At 49.4% G+C, this 16,211-nt stretch carries 9 protein-coding genes; 5 read left to right on the top strand and 4 right to left on the bottom strand.

Features of this window, described 5'->3' with window-relative positions; all coding sequences use genetic code 11:
- Positions 1–32 precede the first annotated feature (32 nt).
- Positions 33–1,610 carry a DHA2 family efflux MFS transporter permease subunit gene (locus ICL07_RS28200; RefSeq protein ID WP_188091410.1) on the top strand — a complete coding sequence of 526 codons (1,578 nt, stop codon included), beginning with the start codon at positions 33–35 and terminating at the stop codon, positions 1,608–1,610.
- A gap of 232 nt (positions 1,611–1,842) precedes the next feature.
- Here the strand turns inward: ICL07_RS28200 and ICL07_RS28205 are convergent, their stop codons facing one another.
- Positions 1,843–2,304 (bottom strand): Mpo1 family 2-hydroxy fatty acid dioxygenase, encoded by a 462-nt coding sequence (locus ICL07_RS28205; RefSeq protein WP_188091411.1) that lies wholly within the window; start codon positions 2,302–2,304, stop codon positions 1,843–1,845.
- Positions 2,305–2,336: 32 nt separating this feature from the next.
- Positions 2,337–8,003, bottom strand: coding sequence for an alpha-2-macroglobulin family protein (locus ICL07_RS28210; RefSeq protein WP_188091412.1), 5,667 nt, complete (start codon positions 8,001–8,003; stop codon positions 2,337–2,339).
- A gap of 92 nt (positions 8,004–8,095) precedes the next feature.
- Here ICL07_RS28210 and ICL07_RS28215 point away from each other — a divergent pair, with 92 nt between their 5' ends.
- Positions 8,096–8,983 carry an NAD(P)-dependent oxidoreductase gene (locus tag ICL07_RS28215; protein WP_188091413.1) on the top strand — a complete coding sequence of 296 codons (888 nt, stop codon included), beginning with the start codon at positions 8,096–8,098 and terminating at the stop codon, positions 8,981–8,983.
- Here the strand turns inward: ICL07_RS28215 and ICL07_RS28220 are convergent.
- Positions 8,980–9,366, bottom strand: a complete 387-nt coding sequence (locus ICL07_RS28220) for a winged helix-turn-helix transcriptional regulator (protein ID WP_188091414.1) — start codon at positions 9,364–9,366, stop codon at positions 8,980–8,982. The two genes, ICL07_RS28215 and ICL07_RS28220, sit on opposite strands and share 4 nt — an antisense overlap.
- A 135-nt stretch (positions 9,367–9,501) precedes the next feature.
- On the opposite strand from ICL07_RS28220, the gene ICL07_RS28225 reads away from it, so the two are divergent.
- Positions 9,502–9,888, top strand: a complete 387-nt coding sequence (locus ICL07_RS28225) for a DoxX family protein (protein ID WP_188091415.1) — start codon at positions 9,502–9,504, stop codon at positions 9,886–9,888.
- 180 nt (positions 9,889–10,068) lie between these two features.
- Here ICL07_RS28225 and ICL07_RS28230 read toward each other — a convergent pair whose 3' ends face one another.
- Positions 10,069–12,003: an SPFH domain-containing protein gene (locus tag ICL07_RS28230; RefSeq protein ID WP_188091416.1), complete on the bottom strand. Its 1,935-nt coding sequence runs from the start codon at positions 12,001–12,003 to the stop codon at positions 10,069–10,071.
- A gap of 605 nt (positions 12,004–12,608) precedes the next feature.
- Here ICL07_RS28230 and ICL07_RS28235 point away from each other — a divergent pair.
- Both ICL07_RS28235 and ICL07_RS28240 read left to right on the top strand, forming a co-directional pair.
- Positions 12,609–15,008: an ABC transporter permease gene (locus ICL07_RS28235; protein ID WP_246485192.1), complete on the top strand. Its 2,400-nt coding sequence runs from the start codon at positions 12,609–12,611 to the stop codon at positions 15,006–15,008.
- A 217-nt stretch (positions 15,009–15,225) separates the two neighbouring features.
- Positions 15,226–16,092 (top strand): ROK family protein, encoded by an 867-nt coding sequence (locus ICL07_RS28240; RefSeq protein ID WP_188091417.1) that lies wholly within the window; start codon positions 15,226–15,228, stop codon positions 16,090–16,092.
- Positions 16,093–16,211: the final 119 nt, after the last annotated feature.

Genomic DNA, 16,211 nt, shown 5'->3' on the forward strand with positions numbered 1-16,211 from the left:
TCACCCTGCATTCATTCAAAATAAATCGCTGCATGCAACAAGAATCATTGGTAGAATACGGCTCACGCAGGGTGATCATCACGATCACCGCTATCTTCTGCGCGCTGCTGGAAATCGTGGATACCACTATCGTGAATGTGGCATTGAACGACATGCGCGGTAATATGGGGGCCACACTCAGTGAAATCGGCTGGGTGATCACCGCCTACGCCATCGGTAACGTTATCATTGTACCGATGACCAGCTGGTTGTCCCAACAGTTCGGCCGCCGTAACTACTTCGCCGCCTCTATCATCATATTCACCATTTCCTCCTTCCTCTGTGGTAACGCCACGGCCATGTGGGAACTGATCCTGTTCCGCTTTATACAAGGTATCGGAGGTGGTGCGCTGCTGGTAACATCACAAACCATTATTACAGAAAGTTACCCTCCTGAAAAAAGAGGTGTCGCCCAGGCGATCTATGGTCTCGGTGTGATCATCGGCCCTACGCTGGGTCCTCCTTTAGGTGGTTATATTACCGATAACTATTCCTGGCCTTACATCTTCTACATCAACATCCCTATCGGCGTGATCGCTACCCTGCTCACCCTGCAGTTTGTACGCAGCCCGAAATATGCGGAGAAGAAGGCTATCAACGAGATCGACTTTCTGGGTATTATATTACTCGCCATCACGGTAGGTTGTTTACAGTTCGTACTGGAACGCGGTCAGGAAGACGACTGGTTCAACGATCCTACCATCACGCTCCTGTCTGTGATGAGCGCACTGGGACTGTTCTTCTTTATCTGGCGTGAGCTGACCTATAAGAACCCGATTGTGGAACTGAGGGTATTGAAGAACGGTAACCTGCGGGTGGGAACCATCCTCTCGTTTATATTGGGCTTCGGCCTCTATGGCTCTACCTTTATTATTCCGCTGTACACACAAAGTACACTGGGATGGACAGCCACCCAATCCGGTATGCTGATGATACCGGCCGCCCTGACCACCGCTTTCATGATGCCTATCATCGGTAAGCTGCTGGAAAAAGGCGTGCCCCAGCAATACCTGGTAGCATTGGGTATGTTATTGTTCTTCGTTTACAGTTTGTGGGGATACATGATTATCACCCCGGCTGATACCGGCTCTGATGCATTCTTCTGGATGCTGATTGTGCGCGGCGTAGGTATGGGTCTGCTCTTTATCCCGATCACCACACTGGCGCTGTCGTCCCTGAAAGGACAGCAGATCGGCCAGGGCGCGGCCTTCACCGGTATGATGCGCCAGCTGGGCGGTTCCTTCGGGGTGGCATTGATCACCACCTTCATGGCCCGTCAGAACATGGTACACCGGAGCGATCTCGTATCCAAACTGGATACTAATAACCCGGATGTAATGAACCGCGTCAATGGCCTGGCACACGGCTTCGCCGCCAAAGGTATAGACGCCGGCTCCGCGGTGAAAACCGGATACAAGGTATTGGACTACAGCGTTACCAAACAGGCTGCTGTTATGTCTTACATGGACGTGTTCCTGTACCTGGGACTCATGTTCCTTATCTGTATCCCGTTTGTACTGATGGTGAGAGCTAAGAAAGCTGCAAAACTCGATCCGTCGGCAATGCACTAACGGTCTTGTTTTTCGACATAAAATATTGTTGCAATAACAGTGTAACAGTTGTAGGTTTAGGTAAATAAGCCCCGATTCATCGGGGCTTTATTTTTTTATACAACGTTTACAGCCATATTTATTCCGGCAACGCGCCTTTGCAGAAAGCCATCCGCCGTCAACGGGCAACTGTATAACATCTTGGCGCAGGGCTTCAGCGCTGTGTACCAGCGCATTCTCCCCACCCACGTCGTTATAATTTAATCCCCGCCTTGCGGTAAAGAAAACTCAGTATCCACGCCGGACCGATCAGCAAAAATTGCAGGTCCTTAAAAAAGCTGGGTTTAGCGCCCTCTATTTTATGGCCAATGAACTGTCCTATCCAGGCCAGCACGAAGATGATGAGTGCTACCAGCCATATGGAAGAACCGGTGGCGGCTATCAGCCGCCATAACCACAGACAGATGACGCCAATGACCATCATCCCCACTGCCAGTGAAACAGATAGCCGGGCATAATAAATAATCAGTAATACCAGCGCTATCTGCGCTACGGTCAGTACCATCCCGGTACCGGGAATGGGAATACGGATAGCGTATAAGAAGCCTACAATACTGAAGAAAATAGCCGGTACACAAATCCAGTGAATGAGTTTGTTGGTCTCGTTGCGATGACTGGTGCCGTAGTCATCCAGCCATTGTTGAATCGTTTTCATGGTGGAGGCAGTTTACTCATTACTAATATAATTTATTTGCCGGTGATTATCACCTGTTTCATGCGGGTGCGTCCAAATAATACCGGGAAGTACATCATGGATGCTTTGGCCGGATTCAAATGATAGACACCGCTGTAACGGGGCATCAGTGATACAGTAAAGCTGTGTTTGCCTTTTGTAAGATGATGGCTGAAGATGCTCACCTGTTGTTTGAAGTGTTCCCGGTGTACTTCTCCATGTTCATATGACTGCGGTTTGGCATTATAGGAACAACCCGCGGGAATTGGTATCTCTATCATCACATAGTCGGCATCCGCTACAACGTTAACATCTATACGTAAATCAACAGGCGTGCCGGCAATCAGCCTTGGTTGTGGTTGACCGTTCAACACTAAGCTGCTGGTAACGGTGAATTTTCCCGATACCGCTTCCGGGATGGGATTCCAGTGGTCCCGGGAGGCAGTGAAATAAACCGTGCTGTTGCCCTGTTTATGGATCTGCAGTGGTTGTGCCGCCCGGATGACGGTATCATAGGGAAACTGGCGGACAACGCGGCCATTGAGTGTAAGCGTAGTGGCCGGTGCGCCGGTATTTTGCAGCAAATCGGGCAAAATGGTTTCAAGGATGGTGGCGGACTCGTAAGTGTTGCGCCAGTAACCTGGCCGCCGCTGTTCCATGAGCCAGTCACGGATACCGGCCAGGGTGGCCTCCTGGCCTTGTTGCTGACGGAGCAGTTTATACACCAGCAGGGTTTGCTGTATGTCGTTGGTGGGGAAATACCCGCTGTCGTCTCCCCAATAGGGATTGCCCATCAGGCTATATTGACGGCGCTGCAATAACGCGGCCGTGCTAACGTTGTCGCCTGCACGTTGCAGAATATATAATTTCAGGGTTTGCTCGTAACTGTTGGCGGCAGGGAGCGTATCCAGGCAGCGCCGGTAATCCATTTTGGCGCCCAGCTGTTGCAGGATATCTACGATGGCGATTTTGTCCTGTTTCCGTGCGGTGGATGCCAGCAGGAAGCGCTGGTAATCTATCAGCGCCTGTTTGTTCAGGGAGGTGCTGTAGCCCGCTTTTTCCGCCATCAGCAGGGCGCGGGTCACATGCTGACTGATCCAGTATACCGGCTCCTGTTTATTCCACCATCCCCAGCCGCCCAGGTATTGGTTGCCGGTCAGTTTACGCAGGAGCTGCTGCAACTGTTTTTCGCCGTGGAAAGTACGTTGTTCGTATATACATAGCTGTTTGTCCAGCAGTAGCGCTACTACTTTGCTGGCCATCTGTTCGTTACAGTTGTAGGTATATCTTTTTAACCGGTCAATTTCATCTGCCATTACCGGCAGCAGGCTACCGGCAATGTATACTTTAGTATCGCCTGTATCGGCTGTGGGCAGTGTAAAGGAGGTATCAGCGCGGAGCGCGAGGAAAGTGCCGTTGCTCTCCATCACTCCCTGCGGGAAGATGGGGATAACGCGGCGTTCTCCATCCATAAAGTTGTCGCGCTGAATGGTGTATTTCAGCGACAGGCTGTCGCCTTGTTGCGGAGCCACTATCATAACCGTGTCGAGGTGGCTGTTCTGCACACGGGCGGTACCTTGCAGCAACAGTTTATCACCGGCGAAGAAACGTCTTTCCAGTGTAACGGTATCTGTCGTATAGTTCAGTATTTTACCCAATGCCTGCAGGGTATCACCAGCTACTACAAAGTTGGGCAGCGCCAGGTTGGCGGCCAGTGGTTGATATGCCTTGATATAGGCGGTAGCGGTACCCGACTGTTTGCTGTCGGTCATGGCAATGGCAAATGCTTTCCAGTTGGTGATATCATCCGGGAAGGTGACGTTAAAGGAGGCTTCACCTTTTTCGTCGGTACGTAGCCGTGGTTGCCAGAAGGCGTCGTCGCGGAAGTGCTGCCGCAGGCCCTTGCCGGTAGAAATACTGTTGCCGGTAGCGCTTTGAATGAGAATAACGCCATTGGCGGCGCGGGCGCCGTAGAGGCTCTTGGCAACCTCGTCTTTCAGTGTAGTGACCGTGCCGATAGTAGCAGGATCTATCGATTCAAGGGTACCTTCATATATCACCCCGTCTTTAATGATCAGCGGGGAAGAGGTGGTAGCGTTGTTCATGCCTCTTATCATTACACCGGATACGGAACCCGTTAAATTTCGTTTGGTGGTTTGCATCCCCATCGCGGTAACAACCACCTCTTCCAATGCTTGTTTTGCCGGTATGAGCTTTACCAGGAAGATCTGCTCGTCGCTAAGGCTGATCTCCTGTCTTATATAACCGATGGCGCTAACGACCAATATGCCGTATTGGGTGACATTCAGCCGGAAGCTGCCGTCAGCACCGGTAACGGTGCCAACATCGGTGTGTTTTAGCATAACGGTGGCGCCGGGAACAGGATTGCCCTGCTCATCCCTGATGGTTCCGGTAATGCTCTTTTGGAGGAATGACTGGTCCATGTATTGCTGATAGAATGTTTTACTGAACATACCTCCATCAACATGACTTACATTATTGGCAACATATTGCCATATTTCCTCTGCCAGTTCCTGGCTGACAGTATCGGGGGGCAACAGCCGCAGCGGCCCATTCAACTGCCGTATCGTAGTGCCGCCCGGATAGATATAAATACTATCAATCAGTTGGTAATAGTTCCGGCTGCGTAAAACGAGCAAGCGGTACCAGCCACTATCGAGCCGCTTAAAATTAAAATCGTAAGCCGGGTTTACCCGGTAAAAGGAGGGGTCCTGGTAACGATACAGGAAAAGCTGCTTAATCGTTTCCTTTTTGAAACTGGTATCGGGCTTGAATTGCAAGCTATTCGTACCAGGAGGGGATGCACTTTCTTTACTTCCCATCAGGTATTGTTGCCGTGTTTTTTCTTTATGCTCCTGCCATAAGCTGTCCAGTATTTGTGGTGTAAACAGGGTGGCATATAACGGTAGTTCATAGGGGCTATTGACATGGATCTGGTTGAACTTCTCCGGTGCTATGGACTGCTGCAGGGTAGGGCTGCCTTCGCCGTTGGCGAGAAATATTATTCTCTCCGGGGCGGGAGTAAAGGTGGCGTTGAACAGGTCTTTGAAAGTAAAAGTAGCAGGGCCGGGCTCGAGTGGCCATGCGCTCACCTTCGTCTTCCATTGTATGTTGGCTGACAATAAACGGGTGTTTTGCTGAATATAGGAAAAGTTACGGCCGGCAAGATCGATGTAGAATCTTCCCAGGTAAGGCCGCAGCGCTTCCTTCTCTGCCCGTGAAAAAATCCGGGACACCGTTTTTACCTGCACATGCGGCTGCGGATCAGCAATGTTGATATTCAGGAATGTTTTACGCCCGGCAGCCACCAGTACGCTGTCCATAGTGATCAGTTTCACGGCGGTGCGTATACGTAACTGATGGTAACCGGGTGTAACCGGGAAACTGTAAGCCGGTTTATAGTCCACATCCTGGAGGTAAGCTGGTTTTCCATCTATCCACAGGTAAACGATCTGCTGCGGAAGCCCGTTGATGGTGATAAACGGCGCAAGCTGCGTCAGCTGGCCGGTTACCGGCTCTGTCAGGATAGAAAACCCTTTCGGCTGCAGGAACTGGTAATAAACGCTGGTATCCAACGACAACAACTTTTCCCACTGTGCCCGGTCATAAAGCGTGCTGCCATTCGCAATGCCCCGTTTAGCATCTTCATAGCGGGTAAATCGCATTTTAACCCGATGGTTCTTTCCTCCGTAAGGAACAAAAGGAAGGTTAAAATCCCTGAATTTGGATGTGGCTGCATAGGAAGTGACATCTGCGTCCTTCACCGGCTTACCGTCGGCATCTTTAACACGAACGGATATATTGGATGTTTGTCCGGGAAAGACCGTCACCGGCGCCTGTATAGCTACCTGTAAAAGTTTCTCTGCATACCCGGCGGTTAGGGAGTAGGGCACTACCTGATCATTCCTGATATATTGTATGGAAATCGTATAGTCGCGCAGGGTAGTGGCACGGGTTTTCCACTCAAAGTTATCCCGGTGGTATCCCTGCCGTACTATCTTCCTGCCGCCGTATATGGCATACCAGAAAGGAGTATGACAGGCATTGGCAATCTGTATGAAAACACTGTCCCGTGTGCGGATAGCCGTACCCGTGATGATATCCGTGGAGGAAGGCGTATGTGTGCCGGAGGTTTTATCGGTAGTGACCACATAAGTCTTCGCAAATGGATGCAGTGCTATTTTAGCAGGTAAGCTGACAGGTATCTGCTGTAATGTATCCTCATTTGCATTGAGTAGTGCCAGCCTGCCTTTAGCAGGAAAGGGTTTGCCACCGATCAGATGATTGATCTCCATGCTGTCGCCCTGTTGGGCGAAACGGATTTCTTCCTGTGGATAGGTAAAATGTTGCAACAATGTCTCGGTCCGGCTTTCATTGCTGGCGCTGAGAAACCGGCAGTGGATTTTGTAGTCGATACTGGCCGCGGGGAAAATGCTGTCCGGTAACAGTACTTTGGTTTCACCTGCAGGTTCCAGCGGCACTTCCTGTTGCCAGAGCGTATCCGGAATGAATACCGTCTGTTTGAAAGTTGCCACCGTCTCACTTTTTTCTATCCGGATTTGTACACGGCCATCGGGTACGGGCAACTGGTTTTCATCGGTGGCTTTGAAATATATAGCCACCGGTGTGCCACGGGTGTGACGGGTATAATCTGTACGGGCCTTGAAAGTCACGGTGTTCAGTTCATATTCTTCGTATTGGAACGTATTGCGTACCATCACCTTCCGTTTTCTGCCGATGTAGTCGTCGTCATCATCTTCGCCGGCTATAGTGGGACGGGCTTCCAGTGTTAGATCGTACCTGTCGTCCAGTGTAAGGTCCAGGCTGTCGCTCAGCACAAACGTGTATTCAAAGGCGCCGGGCCGGTAGGGTGTAAGCATGGCGATAATGGTGTCTGTTTCCCGTGAATGGTCGCTGATGCGCAGCCATACGGGTTTATTGACCAGTTGTCCCTTACTGGTCCGGATAAAAGCCTTTAACCGCACTGTGTCCAGTGGTTTGAATTTGGGTTTGTTCGTCACTACGAAGCCGGTATAGTGGCGTTCTGATGCAGTGTATTGCGGGGAGTAATATCGCGTGCGCTGCCTCCAGCGGGCAAACAGGCGGCGAAAGAAAGACGTCCGGTAGCGATAGTTGTTTGATTTGTTCAGGTCCACCAGGGTTAGCAGGTTGTCGTGCGTTATTTCGAGTATGCGTTTACGTTTGGGATACCCAAGCGGGTATGTTTGGGTAGCGGCATCAAAGGCTACCGGACGGTTACCCAAACGTACGGCCGCATCCGTTATTATACGGCCTTGACGGTCATACAGCATCATGGCCTGGTTACTGCTGGTGTTCAGGAGTTTGTAATGGATATTTTCTACCACATGGTATTCGTATTTAACCCGTGACTGTACGGCATATACTTCGAGGTAATGTCCGGGCGGAAGCGTGTCAGGAAAGGGTTTTCCGGCAGCGAAAGAGCCGACAGGCGTGTGTAGCAGTTGCCGGCTGTACTGGCTGTCCCACAGCTTGTTTTTGAGATACAGGGTCCGGGCTTCCTCATTAGTCAGCCGGTAAATATGATGCAGTGGACTTTGTTGCGGGCTGCTGGTTAATTGACACAGTCCTTTGCTGAGGACGCTAAAGCTGCATAACAGTAACAGTAATATACGTTTCAAGGTAAGGGCATTTAGTTAGATGGATGTTGATTTATCCCGGGTTCGTATTAAGTTACCAAATATTGATAACTTCCGGTTTAAAATATTTCGTCATGGAAACCATTGGATTTATCGGTACTGGTCACCTGGGACTCCCTATTGTCACCAATCTGTTAAAAGCAGGCTATCCTGTAAAAGTATATAACCGTACCCGTGAGAAGGCCGCGCCGCTGGAAGCGCTGGGAGCGGAGCTGGTAGACAGTCCGGCTGCAACAGCGGTGCGGGGAGGTATCGTGCTGACGCTCGTATCGGACGATAAGGCGGTGGAAAGTATTGCTGACAATGACTTTATACAGGCGCTGGGGCATGGTGGCATTCATGTATCGCTGAGTACTATTTCACCGGATACGTCGCGTGCGCTGGCGGCGCATCATCAGAAGCAGGGGGTGACCTATGTAGCCGCGCCGGTATTTGCCCGGCCGGAAGCGGCAGCGGCGAAGGCTGGTAATGCCGTGGTATCGGGACCCGGCGCTGCCAAAGAAAGAGTGAAGCCGTTGCTGGAAGCGGGCTTCGCCAAAAATGTATTTGACCTGGGGGAAGATCCGGGGAGTGCTAACGTATTGAAGCTGATCGGCAATTTTATGATCGCCGGAGCGATAGAGATGATGGCGGAGGCTTTTACACTGGCAGAGAAAAACGGAGTAGATCCGAAAGTAGCATACGAAATGCTGACCACCACCCTATTTGCAGCGCCGATATTCCGCAGTTACGGCGCTATGGTGCTGGAACGGAATTTTGCGGATAGCCCGGCTTTCGGTGCCGCTTTAGGCTTGAAGGACATGAACCTGGTATTACAAACAGCCACTCGTTCCCATACGCCGATGCCACTGGCGCAGCTGGTGCAATCCCGCCTCATGACCGTTGTAGCGCGCAACGAAAAGGATACGGATTGGGTAGCATTAGCTACCGGTGCCCGGGAAGACGCCGGGTTGAAAGGTTAGTTGGTGCTGATGGTGGGCAGGTCTTCCTGCTGACGGGTGTTTTGTTTGTGCATTTTACCCCAGCTGGATATATGTTCCAATAAACTTTCGAGCGACCGTCCCAGCGGCGTTAATTCATACTCCACGCGGGGCGGTACTTCCGGGTAAATGATGCGTTTTATCAGCTGGTCGTTTTCCAGTTCCCTTAATTGTAAAACCAGTACCCTTTCGGATACGCCGGATATAGATTTTTTCAGTTCGTGATAACGCATTTTACCATCGAGCAGGCGCCAGAGGATGGTGGGTTTCCAGCGTCCTCCAATCACGGACAGCGCGTGGGATGTCTGGCATAAGCCGTTGAGTATCCGCTCATTAATCGCATTGGTGGAGTTTTCTTTCCGCATAGATGCCGTTTTGTTTCCACTATAAAGATACGATTTCAGGGAACGCTATCCCGGACGAAAGTGCTTTCCTTCCGGTAACCCGCTATGAAACATTATTGAATAGCTATACGTTTGTATATCATAAAACTGTTCACTATGAAAATTGTTCCACTGTTGGGGCGTATCCTCTTCGCCTTCATTTTCCTTATGTCAGGTATCAATCACGTAGGTGGCGCAGGCGCCGATTATGCTACGGCAGCCGGTGTGCCGGCGGCCAACATTATGGTAAGGCTGGCTGGTTTACTGGCGCTGGTAGGCGGCCTGAGTGTATTGCTGGGCTTTAAGGCCAAACTGGGCGCCTGGCTGGTAGTCATCTTCCTGGTCCCCGTTACGTTGGCCATGCATAAGTTCTGGGGTATTGCTGATCCAATGACAGCACAGATGCAGATGGGTATGTTTATGAAAAATGTAGCGCTGATAGGTGGCGCGTTATTGATTGCCTATTTTGGTGCAGGACCGTTGAGTATAGATAATAAAGGTTGATAAAAAATGGGGCCAGCCGCAAGTATTGGCCTTTTTTGTTTTAGAACGGCGGTATCCGCGGATGATCACCCTCACCTGGGGTACTGCCGCTCAAAAAACTAAAGGGCCAACCTTCTTGGTCGGCCCCCTTTTCAAATCAGGGTAACATGAATGGCGAAAGTGGATATAGGGATGATAGGTTTATTTAACCTCCGTGTCGCCGGACGGTGTAACTGCCGGTGAGGTTTGTTTGTTGCCGATTTCTTCCAGCAGCTTCAGTCCCAATAACCCGCTGATGGGGCCGTTGGCGCCTTCGCCGCCACCGATCAGTACATCCGGCATAATGCGGATATGCTGGTTGCCGATAGCTTCCATTACTTTCAGGCGGGTGAAGTTTTCGCCGCCCATGGCTTCTACCGCCAGTTTATAGGATTCGGCGCTGGACTGGCCGATGGCCAGTATTTTTTCTGCTTCCGCTTTACCGGTGAGCGATATTTTTTCTGCTTCTGCTTTGGCAGTCCATTCGGTACGGTCAGCGTCTGCTCTGGCGAGCAGTCTTACTTTTTCCGCTTCACCGCTGGCCAGTAATTTCATCCGGTCACTTTCCGCATTGGCTTGCAGGCGTACACTATTGGCGTCGCCGGTAGCTTTTTTCACGGAAGCGTCGGCGATTCTTTCTGCGATGAGTACGCCCTGGTCGGCTTTCACGATTTCTTTCTGCATTTCAGCTACCGCCGTTTCTTTTTCCAGGGACTGCCGTGTTTCCTGTGCCTGGCGCTGTGTTTCGTAGGTCACTTTTTGTTCTTCCGCAATTTTACGGTCGGTCAGTGTCTTCATCAGGCTTTCCGGTGGCACGATATCACCGATCAGGGTATCTACGCCGAAAACGTTGTATTGATCGAGCACCATGCCGATATGTTCTTTCGCCGAGTTCTGTCTTTCTTTACGGCTGGTGAGGAAGCTGATCACATCCGAGCCCTGGGCCGAGTTGCGGAAATAGTTGCCGATAGTAGGCTCCAGTACCTGCGTAACCAGGTTGCTCATATTACCGAAACGGGCAATTACTTTCGGCGCTTCGGTAGTGGGTATATGGATGATCTGTGACACATCGAGGTTGAAAGTAAAACCGTCTTTACTTCTCACGGTGATTGTAGAGAGGTTTTTATCGAGCTGGTGTGCCTCACTTCTGGCGGAAGCCCAGTTGAGTACCAGGTTGGTAGTAGGTACCAGTTCTACTTTCATGATGTAGGGGTTGATCGGATATTTACCCGGACCTAACGGTTCCGCCCATACGCCTTTGGAACCTTTCGCTACAATATTGCCATGTTTGAATTCAACGCCGCTGATATCTATCCCATCGTTACCAACAAAGGAGATGACCACGCCAACGTGACCGATGGCTATTTCCGTCATGCGAACGATTTCCATTTTGGCAAACCAGGGGTTGATAAAGTAGGAGCCGGCGAGGATCACCTGTTCCTGTAACCCTTTGTAGCCGCCTTTTTCCAGGAAAGCATCCACATCCTGGAAGTTGTTGTGCTCGGGGATGGTTTTACCGGCGATAGCCCCTGTTTCGAGCGCTTGTCCTTCCAGCGTGGTAATAATGCCTACGGCATTTTCCGGGATAGATATCATATCGGTGATTTCCACTTCAAAGAGGAAGGTATTGATACGATAGGAGCCGGGTGTGATGATAGCTGTCTGCCGGCCTTTGCAGCCGCCGTTATCGAGAAAAGTCACCGCATCCTGGAAGGTATCGCAGGCTACCTTACGGGCCAGAATGGAGCCGGTAGGTAGTTCAGCGCCGTCTTTCGAGAGTACCAGCCCGATTTTACCGGTAGGGATAATGGTAAAGGGCTGAAAGGTAATGGTGTATTGCCATATCCATTTCCAGAAATAGACGCCCGGAGCCAGTGTTTGCGCCTGGAAACCAGCTTCGCCGTGCGTAGCCAGGATACGGCCTTCGGGCAATTCCTGTTTACCAAAGAGTACAAATTTTTTCGTTACCAGGCCAATGCGGTCTTCTGGTACAATAACAACGCCGAAGAATATACGAAGAATAACTTTGTACATGATCAGGCACAGAACAGGCAAGCCAATGAGCAATGCCCATTTTAATACGGGGGTGTTTTCCATTTGTTGTGGGTATTAGATGTTTAGGTATGTATATGCGATTTACAGGCAGGACGCGGCAATATTGTCACGAAACAGGAGATACTGTTGTGCAGCATTCATGTGCCGGCATATAAAAATGCTGGCAATAGCCGGGTGATAGCCCGAAAAATAATATTAGCGGGTGGGAGGAGAAGTGTTGTAGTTGGTGGCAATATAGTCTGTCAGATTTGCTCTGAACATGGAGTGACGGAGTTCCATCGTGCTGTTTGTTTGACGATGTAAAAATGAAAATAATTTTCCATCCGTCAAAATGCCCTGTTGACAAACGTTTACAAAGATTAGCGAAATGAAGGATGTGGTGGCTTCCTTTTTTTGACGGTTTCAAAAAAGGGTGACTTTACCGATTAAATTTTCAAAAAAAGAGCGATAAATATTTTTTTCTCTTATTTGCGGCGAAGGTATCAGGGTAGGGATGTCGCTGCTATAAATGAACAATAAAGTGTACAAAAACGCACATTTATTGTTTTTTTATATTCAAAATATATTGAGTGTCAATCCTGTGTCTTAGTGGCATTTTTCTTGGCGCTGCTGACCCGTTCTCTTGTTCAACGCTTAATGTTACCGCGATGATGTTTAAAAATTACCTGAAAACCGCCTGGAAAAACTTACGTTGCCATACATCCTATGTTGTTATTAATACGATTGGTTTGGCTGTCGGTATCGCAGCGTGCCTGCTTATTTTCCTGCTAATACAGTATGAAACCAGCTTTGATAATTTTCATCACAACAAGGAACGTATTTACAGGGTAGCAGGAGCCGTTCAAACGCCGCATGGAATGAGCTATTCGATGGGCAGCGGTTATCCGGTGGCGGAAGCCCTGCTGATAGATTATCCGCAGCTGGAGAAGGTGGCCCGTATATATGACCGGACAAACAGACAGGTAACAGTGATGAACAACACCGGTAACCCGCAGGAAAAATTCAAAGAGCATATATTTTATGCGGAGCCTGAATTTTTTGACATCTTCCATTTTCCCTTCCTGGCAGGCGATGCCAGGACCGCCCTGTCGGAACCCAATACCGTAGTGCTTACCCAGGCAACGGCGGAAAAGTATTTCGGTGACTGGCATGCAGCCATCGGGCAGTTTATTAAAAATGGCAACGACCAGGTTTGTAAGATAACAGGCATCCTGAAAAATACGCCGGTCAACACTGATTTCCCGCTACAAGTGGTGATTTCCTTTAAAAATGCCCGGCAGGAGGACATCTCTACCGATTGGACCGGCCAGGACGGATCGCTGAATACCTTTGTGCTGTTGCCTCAGCATATGCCAGTACAACAATTTGCGAACGATCTTACCGCTTTCGTAAAAAGACATATGCCCGCTGAATATGCCAACCAGGGATATGTATTACAGCCATTAAACAATATTCATTATGAGCAGGAGTTTGGCACCTACCGGGGAACTACCTTCAGCAAAAAACTGATTACCGCATTAAGTTCAATCGGTTTATTCCTGCTGATCATTGCCTGTATCAATTTTATTAATCTTTCTACGGCGCAGGCAGTAAACAGGGCAAAAGAAGTGGGTATCAGAAAAGTATTGGGCGGCAGCAAACAACAACTGATCGTTCAGTTTTTAAGTGAAACGTTGCTCATCACACTGATCTCGGTAATCGTCGCTATTGCACTCGCCTGGATGGTATTGCCCTTGCTGAACCATCTCCTGCAGGCGCCGCTGGCAATGCATTTCAGTCTTCCCCTGATCGGTTTTTCAGCTGCTGTAACGGTGGTGGTTACACTTTTATCGGGCTTCTATCCGGCCATCGTTTTATCCGGCTTTAATCCCATCACCGCCCTGAAAAGTAAATTTACTACCAGGACGGCAGGCGGGCTTTCCATGAGAAAAGTACTGGTGGTTTTTCAGTTCACTATTGCGCAAACCCTGATTATCGGGACATTGATAGTGGTAAGTCAGATGAATTTTTTCCAGCATGCCGCGATGGGTTTTGATAAAGATGCCATCATTACGGTACCGCTGCCATTTGACACGGCGCGCCTCACTAAAATGGACAGATTCAAAACGCAGCTGTTGCAGCAGGCAGGAGTGAAAAATGTAACGATGAGCGCATTCAGCCCTATAGACATCGCGCATTGGGACAGTGATTTCCGGTTTGATAACGAGACCGGAAAAGCTGGCTTTAACACAGAACTGATTTGGGCTGATGCCGATTATTTTAAAACATACGACATGCCATTCGTTGCCGGAAAGCCTTATCAACCGGCCGATACCGTAAATGGTTTTGTAGTGAATGAAATGATGGTGAAAAAATTGGGTTTTAAAAATCCGGAAGATATACTGGGAAAGAAGCTCAACTTCTGGGACGGAAATATCGCAGCGCCGGTGGTGGGAGTTGTAAAAAACTTCAACAGCAGCTCACTCGATAAAGAAATGAGTCCGGTTGTATTAGGTTCACATAAAATGCTATGCGGGTTAACCAACATCAAAATAGAACCAAAGCAAGCCAGACAAACATTGGCGGCGATAGAAAAAATCTGGAATGGAATCTATCCTGATTTTATGTATGAGTACCAGTTCCTGGATGATAAGATTGCCGGTTTTTACCAGCAGGAAAATCAGCTTTCGCAGTTGTATAAAATATTTGCGGGTATTGCCATTTTTATTTCCTGTCTGGGTTTATATGGCTTCGTTTCCTTTATGGCGGTACAGCGTACCAAAGAGGTCGGCATCCGGAAAGTTTTAGGGGCCTCTGTGCTCCACATCATTTATTTGTTTTCCAAAGAGTTTACGTTGTTGATTGGGGTCGCCTTTTTGATCGCAGCGCCATTGGCTTATTATGTGATGCATCAGTGGCTGCAAAATTTCGCTTTCCGGATTCATATTGGAATGGAGATATTTTTACTGACTATTGTTGTGGCGGAAATGATTGCCTGGCTGACGGTTGGTTACCAGGCTGTAAAAGCGGCGGTTGCCAATCCGGTGAAGAGTCTGAAAGCCGAATGACAGCATGGGGCAGGGCGCTGAAACAGGAAAAATACAAGTCGTCCTTACCCGACCCTTCCGGTTACATTTTTTCTTTTTGCTTTATCAAAAAAGACGTTATATTGAGCCCTGTATTTTTCTCTTTGCTAAAACGATTTATTTGACATTGTCAACCAAACAATCTTATATTTGTCGAAGCTAAAACGATTTAGCCCATTACTACTATTTAAAACGATTTATGAAAAGTTCCATGGCATTAGGAATTGATATCGGCGGATCCCATATCACAGCTGCATTGGTGAACCTGGAGACGAGGACAATTGATACCCATTCCTGGCACCGGACGCGCGTTAACTCACAAGGCAGCGCGACGGAAATAATTGAGGCCTGGGCCGCCGTGATTAACGATGCCTTCGGGGATATACCCGCCGATACCCGGTATATCGGGATCGGTATGCCCGGTCCCTTTGACTATGAGTTGGGCATCAGCCGGATGAAAGACCAGCATAAATACGACGCACTCTACGATCTGAATGTAAAACAACTGTTGGCAGCTAAACTGGGACTAACACCGGATAAAATCCGTTTTATCAACGACGCGGGCTGTTTCCTGCAAGGAGAGGTGTTTAGCGGCGCTGGCCGTAACTACGGTCATGTTATAGGGCTGACACTGGGCACCGGTCTGGGTTCCGCCATCTATCACGGCGGACTGGCAGCAGATGCCGATCGCTGGTGTACGCCCTACCGCGACGGTATCGCAGAAGATTACCTGTCCACCCGCTGGTTCGTTAAAAGATACCTGGAACTGACCGGTAAAACGGTAAAAGACGTAAAGGAACTCACCACTTATCTCGATAGTGACCCTGTGGTCCAACAAGTGTTCGATGAATTCGCACATAACCTGGCCAACTTCCTGACCGGCTTCATCCGGGATGAATCGCCCGAAGCCATCGTGATCGGTGGTAACATTGCACAGGCTTCGGCATTGTTTTTCCCTGCGGTTAAACGGGAACTGGCCCAACACAATTATCATATGCCACTGCTGGAGGCTTCACTCGGTGAACAAGCCGCTATTCTGGGCGCCGCCAGTATCTGGTACGAATAATAACACACCCGGGTAAACTACCCTTACCCATCATGATAAACAGGAAGATGAAAAGACGCTCCGGGAGGGTGATAAGCGTACGGGATACGCTTGGTGGCAGGGGATCTGCATAAATTTCT

The organism is Chitinophaga qingshengii (assembly GCF_014529935.1).
GTDB lineage: Bacteria > Bacteroidota > Bacteroidia > Chitinophagales > Chitinophagaceae > Chitinophaga > Chitinophaga qingshengii.